The sequence below is a fragment of the Limnobacter sp. MED105 genome, from assembly GCF_000170915.1.
GTDB lineage: Bacteria > Pseudomonadota > Gammaproteobacteria > Burkholderiales > Burkholderiaceae_B > Limnobacter.
Window position 1 is genome coordinate 127310 of sequence record NZ_ABCT01000007.1, and the last position, 11746, is coordinate 139055.

Below are 11746 nucleotides of genomic sequence, written 5' to 3' on the forward strand. Positions count from 1 at the left end.
GATCCGGCTGTGAAATACCTCACCATTGAAGACACCATCGGCAACACCCCCTTGGTGCAGTTACAACGTTTGCCAGGCAAGGCCAATGCCGATCGCGGCAATGTGATTCTGGGCAAACTAGAGGGCAATAACCCAGCCGGCTCAGTCAAGGACCGCCCCGCAATTTCCATGATCAAGCGTGCCGAAGCCCGCGGCACTATCAAGCCTGGTGACACGCTGATTGAAGCCACCTCAGGCAATACCGGCATTGCCTTGGCCATGGCTGCAGCCATTCGTGGTTATCGCATGGTGTTGATCATGCCTGAACACCTCAGCATTGAACGCCGCCAAACCATGCGTGCCTTTGGCGCGGAAATTATTCTGACGCCACAAAAAGGCGGCATGGAATATGCGCGCGACCTCGCCGAGCAAATGCGAGATCAGGGCAAGGGCGTGATTCTTGACCAGTTCGCCAATGAAGACAACCCGCTGGCGCATTTTGAAACCACAGGCCCTGAAATTTGGCGTGATACAGGTGGCAAGGTGACCCACTTTGTCAGTGCCATGGGCACCACAGGCTCAATCATGGGAGTGTCTCGTTACCTGAAAAGCCAAAACCCCAATGTGCAAATCATTGGCGCTGAACCCAGCGAGGGGTCGCAAATTCCGGGTATTCGCAAATGGCCGCAAGAGTACCTGCCTAAAATTTACAAGCCAGCCGGGGTAGACCGTGTTGTGCAGGTTACCCAGCTTCAAGCCGAAGAAATGGCCCGAAAAATGGCGGCCGAAGAAGGTATTTTCTGCGGTATTTCAGCAGCAGGTGCAGCGCATATTGCCCTGAAAATTGCCGAGGAAGTTGAAAACGCCACCATCGTGTTTATTGTGTGCGACCGCGGCGATCGCTATTTGTCCACAGGTGTATTTCCAGCCTAGTTGCGCGCTGTTGCCCCTCAGTTCAGCATGTCCCTTCTAAGTTTCAGCGCTTCGCTAAGTTCCAGCACGGCGTTGGCATAGAAGGAGCTGCGGTTGTAGCGGGTCACCACATAAAAGTTTTGCCCGCCCGCCACAAAGGCGGGTTCCCCATCTCCCCGCACCAACTCAATCAGCGCCAGTTTTTCATCGGGCAGCGTTTCACCATTCAATTTCACGCCTTTTTGCCGCATCACAGCCGGGGTAAAGGTGGGTACGATGTCGGGCGCCAGCAATTCTTTCAAATTGTCCGCATGTTCAATGTCCACCAGCACGCGAGTGGCTTTGCCAGTTTCCCAGCCGTGCACTTTCAGGAAATTGGCCACACTGAAAATTGCATCGCGGCGGCTGTGGAATAAATCCACGATGCCGTCGGCGTCGCCATCGACTGCAAATGCAGTCCATGAGCTGGGCATGAACTGGCCCAAACCAATTGCACCCGCATACGAGCCTTTCACCTCCAGTGCATCCAGGTGAGTTCTGTTGCAAAGGGCGATGAAGGCCTCGAGTTCACTGAGAAAAAACTCGGATCGGTCGCGTTGGCCTTCAGGGTAAGCAAAGGCCAGTGTGGCCAGTGAATCGAGTACCCGGTAATTGCCAATGTGTTGCCCGTAAATGGTTTCCACACCAATAATGGCCACAATCACTTCCTGTGGAATGCCGTATTGGGCCTCAGCCTCTTTCAAGGTTTCCAGGTTGGCGTCCCAAAACTCCACGCCTTTGCGAATGCGGTAGGGTTCCACAAAACGGCTGCGGTAGGTGTCCCAGTTGCGCACGCCCTTGGTTTTGGGTGGCTTTACGGCCTTCACCACTTGGGGCAGAAGTTCCGCCTGTTTCAACAGTTCAAGTGTGGTGCTGGCTGGGATGCCCTCTTTGGCTTTCAGTCGCTCTGCCAGGGCTGTCGCATTTTTGTGTTCGGCAAAATTAACCTTGTCGGTCTCTTGGGCCTGTACGGCTTGAGTGCACAGTGCTGTGCTGATTAGAATGGTGGCAAAGCTTGATAAGATTCGTTGAGTAGTCACAAAAGGAGTCAGCATGTCCGGTATAGGCGTAATAAAAAGAAGTAGCGGTCGACCCGGCGCGTGTTTGCTTGAATTGGCAGGTCTGTTATTCACTATAACCCAGCATTCCCTTGCTGTTCGGGCCTAAGCCATGACCACAGCCTATATTTCCCATTCTGATTGCGCCCTGCACAATCCCGGTCTTGGTCACCCCGAGAGCATGGCTCGTTTGCGCGTGATTCGAGAAAAACTGGAATCTTCCGAGCTTTGGCCACGTTTGGTGCATTGTGAGGCTCCAGAGGTGGCATGGTCTGCCGTGACCGCAGTGCACAACCCGGCCTATGTTGAAAGTATCAAGGCCCGTTTCCCTTTGAAGCGCAACATCGACATCGATGGCGACACCACCTTGTCCGAGTTCTCGCTGGATGCGGCACGCCGCGCTGCGGGTGCTTGCGTGCATGCGGTCGATTTGGTGATGGCCCATGCTGTGAACAATGCCTTTTGTGCCGTTCGTCCGCCAGGTCACCATGCCTGCGTAGACCGGGCCATGGGCTTTTGTGTGTTCAATAACGTCGCCATTGCTGCACAACATGCCATTGATGCCTACCGCTTGGAGCGTGTGTTGATCGTGGACTTTGATGTGCACCACGGCAACGGCACTGAGCATGCGTTTGCCAACAATCCCAAGGTGTTGATGTGCAGCACTTTTCAGTCGCCGCTTTATCCCTTCAGCGGTGGGCTCGACGGTGCGCGCAACATGGTGAATTGCCCGATTCAACCCGGCGGTGGTCGCGAGGCAATCAAGCAGGCCATTCAAACCCACTGGGTCGATGCAATTGATCGCTTCAAGCCTCAGCTGGTGTTGGTTTCGGCCGGGTTTGATGCCCATGAAAGTGACCCGCTGGCCGACATGCAATTGACCACTGAGGACTACGGTTGGATTACGCAGTTTTTGAAACGGGTGGCTGAGGAATATTGCGACGGAAAACTGGTCAGTACGCTGGAAGGCGGTTACGAGTTGGAGGCCTTGGCCGATTCTGTGTATGCCCATGTGGAGGCGCTTGCATCTTGATATTCTCGACTCCTGCGCCTTACTCAGAGGAACGACTCGGCGAAATGCTGGCACGCAATGCCGAATGGGTGGCGCAAATTACCGCTCAGGATCCCGATTATTTCAAGCGGCTCTCGGCGGGGCAAAGCCCAGCCTTTACCGTGATTAGCTGCTGCGACAGTCGGGCAGACCCCAACACCCTGCTGCAAAGCAATCTTGGCGAGCTGTTCGTTTATAAAAACGTGGCCAATCAGGCCGGTTTGAACGACCTGAGTTTGCAAACTGCCATTCAGTTTTCTATTGACAGCTTGAAGGTGAAGCACCTGTTGGTGTTTGGGCATCACAACTGTGGCGGCGTACGCATTGCTTTGGGTTTGCATGCGGGCGGTTCGCCGGGCGACTGGCTTGAGGGTGTGCGTGAACTGGCCCACGATCACCAGCTGTTCAACCCGGCATCGCTCGAAGAGGCCCACCGGAATGTCGACAAGTTGTGCGAGCTGAATGTGATTCAGCAGGTGCGCTTGGCGGCTTTGAGCCCGGCCGTGAACGCTGCCTGGGCGCGGGGAGAGCCGGTGGCGGTGGGGGGCTTGGTGTATAGCCTTTCAACCGGGCGGGTCATCGATCTGGATTGCACAATTCGAAGCCGGGATGAAATCGATGAATGCTGCTTTTCGGCCATGAAATCGATCTGCGCGCGCTACCAATAACCTCGACAAACCCCCCCCTTAGAGTGTAGACTCTATGAAAAATCGAACGATCGTGCGTTTTTTGAGAAAACGCTTCGTATAATCCAAATTACACATTTTCCAATTTCAAGAAGGGATGGCTTGCATGAAGATCCTGGTACCCGTTAAACGCGTAGTCGATTACAACGTAAAAGTGCGCTGCAAAAGCGATGGTTCTGGCGTAGATATCGCCAACGTAAAAATGTCCATGAACCCCTTCGACGAAATCGCCGTAGAAGAAGCAACACGCCTGAAAGAAGCTGGCGTTGCAACTGAAGTGATCGCCGTAAGCTGTGGCGTGGCCCAATGTGTTGAAACACTGCGCACTGCGGCTGCCATTGGCGCGGATCGCGGCATTCTGGTTGAAACCGATGTTGAGTTGCAGCCTCTGGCTGTGGCCAAAATCCTGAAAGCGATTGTTGAGAAAGAAGGCATTGACCTGGTCATCATGGGCAAGCAGGCCATCGACGACGATTGCAACCAAACTGGTCAAATGCTGGCTGCCTTGGCCGACATGCCACAGGGCACATTCGCATCGAAGGTTGTGGTTGAAGGCGGCAAAGTGAATGTAACCCGTGAAGTAGACGGCGGCCTGGAAACAGTTAGCTTGAGCCTGCCAGCGGTTGTTACAACTGACCTGCGCCTGAACGAGCCACGCTATGTGACTTTGCCCAACATCATGAAGGCCAAGAAAAAGCAGATCGACACCATCAAGCCTGCGGATTTGGGCGTGAATGTTGATCCACGTATCAAAACCCTGAAAGTAAGTGACCCCCCCACACGTTCCGCTGGTATCACCGTGCCCGACGTGGCCACGTTGGTCGACAAGCTGAAGAACGAAGCGAAAGTCATTTAAGTCAGGGATTCAAGGAGCACAAATCATGTCAGTACTCGTTATTGCAGAACACGACAATCAAAGTATCAAGCCCGCTACGCTGAACACCATCGCTGCGGCCCAGAAAATTGGTGGCGACATTCACGTGCTGGTTTCCGGCAAGGGTTGTGGCGCTGCTGCGGAACAAGCCGCCAAGGCTGCTGGTGTGGCCAAGGTATTGGTTGCAGATTCTGACTCACTGGGCGACCAGTTGGCAGAAAACCTGGCTGCGCAAATTCTGGCAATTGCTGGCAACTACGGCCACATTTTGGCACCCTCAACCAGTGTGGGTAAAAACGTGTTGCCGCGTGTTGCCGCCAAGCTGGATGTTGCTCAAATTTCCGACATCATCAGTGTTGAAAGCGCAGACACCTTCACACGCCCAATTTACGCCGGCAACGTGATCGCCACGGTTCAGTCCTCTGACGCCACCAAGGTCATCACCGTTCGCACAACTGCATTCGACCCGGTTGCGGCCGAAGGCGGTTCTGCTGCCATTGAAAACCTGAGCGCCGCTGCCGATTCTGGCAAGTCCACATTCGTAAGTCGCGAAGTGGCCAAGAGCGATCGCCCTGAACTGACAGCCGCAGGCACTATTATTTCTGGTGGTCGCGGTATGGGCTCTGCTGAAAACTTCAGCGTGTTGAACCCCTTGGCCGACAAACTGAATGCGGCCATCGGCGCTTCTCGTGCTGCAGTGGATGCAGGCTATGCACCCAACGACTGGCAAGTGGGCCAAACCGGCAAAATCGTGGCACCCCAGTTGTACATGGCCTTCGGTATTTCCGGTGCCATTCAGCACCTGGCCGGCATGAAAGACAGCAAGGTGATTGTGGCTGTGAACAAAGACCCCGAAGCACCAATTTTTGGTGTGGCCGACTATGGTTTGGTGGGCGACCTGTTCGACGTAGTGCCACAGCTGACTGAAAAGCTGTAATTACAAAACTGTAAGTAATCAAAAACGCAAAGCTGTATCAGGAGACGACAATGAGTTACAACGCCCCAGTCAAAGACATGATGTTTGTCTTGAAAGAATTGGCCGGCTTGGATCAAGTATCCCAGTTGCCCGGTTGTGAAGATGCAACCGAGGAAACCGTGGATGCGGTTCTGAATGAAAATGCGAAGTTCACCAGCGAAGTGGTAGCCCCATTGAACTGGTCGGGCGACGTAGAGGCCGCCAACTGGAAAGACGGCGTTGTAACCACAGCCAAAGGCTTCAAAGAGGCATTCAAAGCCTTCGGCGAGCAAGGCTGGCAAGGTCTGCAGCACCCCGCTGAATTTGGCGGCCAAGTCTGCCCAAGCTGGTGGCAACACCTTGCATGGAAATGGTCAACGGCGCCAACCTCAGCTTTGCGTTGTGCCCCTTGCTGACCGATGGCGCAATTGAAGCGTTGTTGGTGGCAGGCAGCCAGCAACTGAAAGAAACGTATATCCCCAAAATGATTTCCGGCGAATGGACCGGCACCATGAACCTGACCGAGCCACAGGCCGGTTCAGACCTGGCGCTGGTGCGTTCCAAAGCCGTGCCGCAAGGCGATGGCACCTATCGTATTTCTGGCCAGAAAATCTACATCACCTACGGTGAACACGACATGGCCGGCAACATTGTGCACTTGGTGCTTGCCCGTACCCCCGATGCGCCCGAAGGCGTGAAAGGCATCAGTCTGTTCGTAGTGCCCAAGTTTTTGGTGAACGAAGACGGTTCTTTGGGCAAACGCAACGATGTGTACTGCGCATCCATCGAACACAAGCTGGGCATCAAGGCCTCGCCAACCGCGGTGCTGCTGTACGGCGACAACAAGGGTGAAGTGGGCCAGGGCGCAATTGGTTACCTGGTGGGTGAAGAGAACAAGGGTTTGCAGTACATGTTCGTGATGATGAACGCCGCCCGTTTCCAGGTGGGTGTTCAGGGCATTGGTTTGGCCGAGCGTGCTTATCAAAAAGCCGTGCAGTACGCCAACGACCGCGTGCAGTCTCGCCCGGTTGATGGCTCTGCCAACGAAGCCGTTGCCATTATTCACCACCCCGATGTGAAGCGCATGTTGATGAGCATGCGTTCGCAGGTTGAAGCTGCGCGCGCCATGGCTTGCGTGGCCGGTGCTGCATACGATGCCGCCCATTTCCACGCCGATGAAGCCACACGCAAGCAAAACATGGCTGTGTATGAATTCATGGTGCCGCTGGTTAAAGGCTGGTCGACTGAAATGAGTATCGATGTGACATCCACCGGTGTGCAGGTACACGGCGGCATGGGCTTCATTGAAGAAACAGGTGCAGCGCAGTACTACCGCGATGCAAAAATCCTGACCATCTACGAAGGCACAACCGCCATTCAGGCCAACGACCTGGTGGGCCGCAAAACCTCGCGTGACGGTGGTGCCATGGTCAAAGCCCTGTGTGCGGAAATTGCACGCACAGTGGTTCAGTTGAATGAATCCGGTTCTGCACACGCCAAGGCAGTGGCAGCGCGTCTGGATGCGGCCCGCGCCTCATTCCTGGATGCAGCACAGTTTGTAGTCGACAACATGAAAGGCAACCCCAACGCAGTGTTTGCCGGTTCAGTGCCTTATCTGAAACTGGCCGGCACCACAGTGGCTGGCTGGCAAATGGCGCGTGCGCTGTTGGCCGCAGAAGCAAAAATCAAGGCTGGCGAAACAGACAGTTTCTACAGCGACAAGATTTTGACTTCCCGCTTCTTCGCCGACCATGTGTTGAATACAGTGCCTGGCTTGCGCGACAGCATAGTGAATGGTTACCAGGGTGTCACCGAAATGGCCGTTGCCAATTTCTAAACTGCCCATGTAATTCGGTCAATGAAAAGCCCCTCACATCGAGGGGCTTTTTGTTTATGCTCAATGCATGAATTATTCAAATCTTGCTGACCTGGTGTTGCTGATCCACTTTGCCATTGTGCTATTTGTGGTGGGTGGTTTGCTGCTGATCATCTTGGGCAATTTGTTGTGTTGGCCTTGGGTAAACCGCTGGTGGTTCAGGGCCATACACCTGCTTGCAATTTCAGTGGTTGTTCTTGAAAGTTGGCTGGGCATTGAATGCCCGCTTACTACGCTTGAAAACTGGTTGCGTTTGCAGGCTGGGCAGGGTGTTTACCAGGGCAGTTTCATTCAGCATTGGGTGCATGGCGTGATGTTCTACCAGGCCCCAGGCTGGGTATTTGCCCTGGCCTATACTCTGTTCGCTCTCGCTGTTGTGGCGGCTTGGTGGCGCTGGCCGCCGCAGCGAATTTGCAGTTAATACTTTGTTTTTGGTTCATGCATTGCCTTGGCAATCGCTTGAATCACCACATCATGGTGTGTGGTTTGTTGAGCAATTTCCGTTGTCTTGGTGGCCTTGGCTTTCTCGCATTCGGTCATCGGTTGATTCACCGGGTTGTTTGCCAAAGCAAGGGTGGATGCTGTGCTTATGGCGATTGCAAAGCAAGTTTGTGCGAATGTTTTCATGGCGGTCTCCAGTGGTTGAAGATTCGGCACGACCTCGTACCGAATCCAGTTCCACTGTGCGACCTTTCGAATGACAAACTTCCCACTGCATGATTACAGTTGTGTCATTCTGGTCTTACCAACCCCCAATGCTGGCACCTGCTGCGTCAAATCCGCCAATTGCACCGTCAGAAAACCAGCCAGAAAAGTTCAGCCATTCCGTGGTTTCGGTCACCAGCACGGTGGGCAGCTCAGTGGTCAGATTCGTGGCTTGGGCCAGGCCAATGCCAGCCAAAACAATCAGCAAAATTAATGTTGTCCTGACTGCCTTGTTTGCGGTTTCAAACAGGTTCCAGTTCAGGTCCAGGCCAGTGAGGTTTTCGGGCCATTCGTTCATGATTCACACTCCTTTTGAGATGGTGTGAAGTCATGGTATTGATGTACATTGTGCAAATAAACTACCGGTATCGAATTACACCATTGCGCCATGAGCAACAATTTCAATGAACTTCAAGCCGCTGAAACTTTCCTGATGGTGGTCAACACAGGTAGCTTTGCGGCTGCGGCCAAGCTGAAAGGCGAGAACCCGTCCAGTATCAGCCGAGCCATTGCGCAGCTCGAGGCCCATTTGAATATCCGTCTGCTTAACCGCACCACGCGGCAGGTCAAAATTACTGAGGCAGGCGAAATTTATAAACTGTATGCGCAGCGCATGCTGGAAAGTCAGCAAGAGGCGCGTGATGCGATTACCCAACTGCAAAGCGGGCAGCCGCACGGAACCGTTCGTATCAGCCTTCCGGTGATCGTGGGCGAAAAGATACTCGCACCCCGCCTGTCTGAATTTCATGCCAAGTACCCCGATGTGCAACTGCAAGTGGACCTCTCCAACCGCAACGCAATGATTGTAGAAGAAGGCTTTGATATTGCTTTGCGTGTTGGCTTGTTGCAAGACTCCACCTTGCGGGCCCGCAAAGTGGCCACCATTTGGCGAAAGCTGTATGCCGCACCCGCTTACCTTGAAAAGCATGGCGTACCGCAAACCCCGGCCGATTTGGTACACCACCAGTGCATTGCATTTTCTCAGCGAGGCGACCAAAAGGAATGGGAGTTCTGGCCCAAGAACGGCGCGCAGCCCAGTCAAAAGCACCGGGTGATTTCATGGCTTACCTGTTCCAGTCCAATGATGGTGGTGCGTGCCATTCAGTCGGGTTTGGGTTTGGGTCGAAGCGCAGACTGGATGCTGCAGGGCGCCTTGGCACGTGGCGAACTGGTTGAAATTCTTTCAGATTGGTATTGCGACAACCCGGCCACAGGCGGTTTGCCCATGTACTTGGTGTTTCCACCGGGTTTAAGCAGCCAGTTGTCCCTGAAAACCCGGGTGGTCGCCGACTTTCTTGAGCAAATTGTTCGCACAGAATTCAAAAAGGCTGATTAAACCGCATTTTGCTGACAGCGAATCTTTCAGCCATCGGCTACATTAGCTGAACAACAAAAAATATTCTCGGAGACACAATGCTCGGCAACACCTACATCACGATCGGTTTACCGGTTTCCCTTTTTATCATCATGATCGGTATGGGTTTAAGCCTGACCGTGGAAGATTTTCGACGCATCAAAGAACAGCCCAAAGGGGTGATCGTTGGTACAGTGTTGCAACTGCTTGGTGTGCCTTTGCTGGGGTTTGCAATCGGCGGTCTTTTCGGCGGCGGGGTCATGGCGGCTGGTCTGGTTTTGTCGGCGGTCATGCCTGGCGGCACCACTTCGAACGTCCTGACTTACATGGCCAAAGCCAACCTGGCTTTGTCCATCACCTTGACTGTGATTGCCAGCCTGTTGACAGTGCTCACCATTCCCTTTTACATGTCCTACGCGCTTCCGCTGTTTGTCGGGGCCAACACCGAGCTGCAACTTCCTTTTCTGAAAACCCTCATTACCATGATGGTGATCGTGATTATTCCGGTGTGTATTGGCATGTTTGTTCGTGCCAAGAAACCTGAGCTGTCCCAGAAATTTGAGCCAGCAATCAACAAGTTTGCGGTGTTTGTGTTGGTTGCGATTATTGTTTTGATTGGAGTGAGCGAATCTGAAAATATGCCCACTTGGTTTGCTCAGGCCTGGATGCCTGTCGTCGCTTTGAATTTCGCCGCAATCGCCCTGGGTTTGTTGGGTGGAAAGCTAAGCGGTTTGAATGCCCGTGACAGTCTGACCGTTTCAATAGAGATGTGTGTCAAGAACTCTACGCTGGGTTTAACAATTGCATTGTCTTTGTTGGGTAACGCGGAAATTGCTGTCCCGGTCGTTGTTTATGGGCTGTTGATGTATGTCACTGTTGCTTTGCTTTGTTGGTACGGCAGAAGACTTCCCAACTGATTTGCGACCAAATTCTTCCAAACTTCTGGATAGGCCGCACTTCGGTGTGGCCGAACCCGGCTGTTCCGGGTATAATTCTCGGCTAGCTGAATGATTCTTAGGCAAAAAGCCTGCGCGGGTGTTATTTGTCCCCGGGTGTTTTGTCGCATCTATTGGAGTTTCCCTTGTCGAAATTAGTCGCAAGCGCCCACCCGCGCGCCTTGCTCGCGCTCGCAGACGGCACAGTATTCGAGGGCATTTCTTTTGGCGCCCCCACCACGAAAGTGGGTGAAGTGGTATTCAACACCTCGCTCACGGGCTATCAAGAAATTGCCACCGACCCATCGTATTGTCGCCAAATTGTTACCCTCACCTATCCGCACATCGGGAATGTGGGTACCAACCCGCAAGACGAAGAATCCTCAGGGCTTCATTTGTCAGGTCTGGTCATCAAAGACCTGCCCGAACTGGTGTCGAACTTTCGTTCAACGCTGCCGTTGGCCGATTACCTGAAAAAGCATGGCGTACCAGGCATTGCAGGCATTGATACCCGCAAGCTGACCCGTATTCTGCGTGAAAAAGGTGCCCAAAATGGCTGCCTGTTGACCGAGGACAGCGGCGAAACTTTCAGCGCTGAACGCGCCATTGAATTGGCCAAAGGCTTCCCTGGCTTGGCCGGCATGGACCTGGCCAAGGTGGTTTCCTGCACCGAGGTTCATGAATGGGTTGAAGGCGAATGGGCCTTGGGAGTGGCCGCTGAAGAACCTCATTTCCAAACCGGCGAGCGTCCGCACCACGTGGTGGCGTTCGACTACGGCGCCAAGCGCAATATTTTGCGCATGCTGGCCCAGCGCGGCTGCCGTGTTACGGTGGTGCCTGCACAAACGCCAGTGGAGAAAGTACTCGCCTTGAACCCCGATGGTGTGTTCTTGAGCAACGGCCCAGGCGACCCCGAGCCTTGCGACTATGCAATTTCCGCCATCAAGCACATTCTGGACAACACCAAGCTGCCTGTATTCGGTATTTGTTTGGGTCACCAGTTGATGGCTTTGGCCAGCGGCGCTAAAACCATGAAAATGAAGTTTGGCCATCACGGTGCAAACCACCCGGTTCAAGACCTGAAAACCAAGCGCGTGGCCATTACCAGTCAGAACCATGGTTTTGCGGTCGATGCCGACTCATTGCCTGGCAACTTGCGTGTTACCCATGTGTCGCTGTTCGATGGCTCTATTCAAGGCCTTGAGCGGACCGACCGGGCTGCCTTCTGCTTCCAGGGTCACCCGGAAGCCAGCCCAGGTCCACACGATCTGGCTGAATTGTTCGACCGTTTTATTTCAGACATCAAGGCAGCCAAAGCCTAA

12 protein-coding genes and 1 pseudogene are annotated in these 11746 nt (G+C 53.7%); 10 read left to right on the top strand and 3 right to left on the bottom strand.

Annotated features, from left to right (window positions below):
- The first annotated feature begins 9 nt into the window (after window positions 1-9).
- A complete protein-coding gene (gene cysM / locus LMED105_RS08730) occupies window positions 10-912 on the top strand; it encodes a cysteine synthase CysM (RefSeq protein ID WP_008250320.1) in 903 nt (300 codons plus the stop codon).
- Window positions 913-929: 17 nt separating this feature from the next.
- On the opposite strand, the gene mltB is transcribed toward cysM, so the two are convergent.
- A complete protein-coding gene (gene mltB / locus LMED105_RS08735) occupies window positions 930-1970 on the bottom strand; it encodes a lytic murein transglycosylase B (protein WP_198006825.1) in 1041 nt (346 codons plus the stop codon).
- A 130-nt stretch (window positions 1971-2100) separates the two neighbouring features.
- Between mltB and LMED105_RS08740 the strand changes: the two genes are divergently transcribed.
- The 6 genes and pseudogenes from LMED105_RS08740 (at window position 2101) to LMED105_RS08765 (ending at window position 7851) form a co-directional block, all read left to right on the top strand.
- Window positions 2101-3021 carry a histone deacetylase family protein gene (locus LMED105_RS08740; protein ID WP_008250322.1) on the top strand — a complete coding sequence of 307 codons (921 nt, stop codon included), beginning with the start codon at window positions 2101-2103 and terminating at the stop codon, window positions 3019-3021.
- Complete coding sequence (locus LMED105_RS08745; protein ID WP_156799613.1) at window positions 3018-3707, top strand: carbonic anhydrase; 690 nt, start codon at window positions 3018-3020, stop codon at window positions 3705-3707. Before LMED105_RS08740 ends, LMED105_RS08745 begins: the two co-directional genes overlap by 4 nt.
- A gap of 124 nt (window positions 3708-3831) precedes the next feature.
- Entirely contained in the window at window positions 3832-4581 is a 750-nt protein-coding gene (locus LMED105_RS08750; protein WP_008250324.1) for an electron transfer flavoprotein subunit beta/FixA family protein, read from the top strand.
- 25 nt (window positions 4582-4606) lie between these two features.
- Window positions 4607-5536, top strand: coding sequence for an electron transfer flavoprotein subunit alpha/FixB family protein (locus LMED105_RS08755; protein ID WP_008250325.1), 930 nt, complete (start codon window positions 4607-4609; stop codon window positions 5534-5536).
- A 50-nt stretch (window positions 5537-5586) separates the two neighbouring features.
- Window positions 5587-7391: pseudogene (locus tag LMED105_RS08760) on the top strand (acyl-CoA dehydrogenase).
- Window positions 7392-7458: 67 nt separating this feature from the next.
- A complete protein-coding gene (locus LMED105_RS08765) occupies window positions 7459-7851 on the top strand; it encodes a DUF2784 domain-containing protein (RefSeq protein WP_008250328.1) in 393 nt (130 codons plus the stop codon).
- Here the strand turns inward: LMED105_RS08765 and LMED105_RS08770 are convergent.
- Together LMED105_RS08770 and LMED105_RS08775 are read right to left on the bottom strand one after the other, a co-directional pair.
- Complete coding sequence (locus LMED105_RS08770) at window positions 7848-8057, bottom strand: hypothetical protein (RefSeq protein ID WP_040512957.1); 210 nt, start codon at window positions 8055-8057, stop codon at window positions 7848-7850. The two genes, LMED105_RS08765 and LMED105_RS08770, sit on opposite strands and share 4 nt — an antisense overlap.
- A 115-nt stretch (window positions 8058-8172) precedes the next feature.
- Window positions 8173-8433 carry a hypothetical protein gene (locus LMED105_RS08775; protein ID WP_008250330.1) on the bottom strand — a complete coding sequence of 87 codons (261 nt, stop codon included), beginning with the start codon at window positions 8431-8433 and terminating at the stop codon, window positions 8173-8175.
- 90 nt (window positions 8434-8523) lie between these two features.
- Here LMED105_RS08775 and LMED105_RS08780 point away from each other — a divergent pair, with 90 nt between their 5' ends.
- The 3 genes from LMED105_RS08780 (at window position 8524) to carA (ending at window position 11746) form a co-directional block, all read left to right on the top strand.
- The gene (locus tag LMED105_RS08780; RefSeq protein WP_008250332.1) at window positions 8524-9471 is read left to right on the top strand and encodes a LysR family transcriptional regulator; all 948 of its coding nucleotides are present in this window, start codon (window positions 8524-8526) and stop codon (window positions 9469-9471) included.
- Window positions 9472-9548: 77 nt separating this feature from the next.
- Window positions 9549-10406 (top strand): bile acid:sodium symporter family protein, encoded by an 858-nt coding sequence (locus tag LMED105_RS08785; protein ID WP_008250335.1) that lies wholly within the window; start codon window positions 9549-9551, stop codon window positions 10404-10406.
- 164 nt (window positions 10407-10570) lie between these two features.
- A complete protein-coding gene (carA, locus tag LMED105_RS08790; RefSeq protein ID WP_040513056.1) occupies window positions 10571-11746 on the top strand; it encodes a glutamine-hydrolyzing carbamoyl-phosphate synthase small subunit in 1176 nt (391 codons plus the stop codon).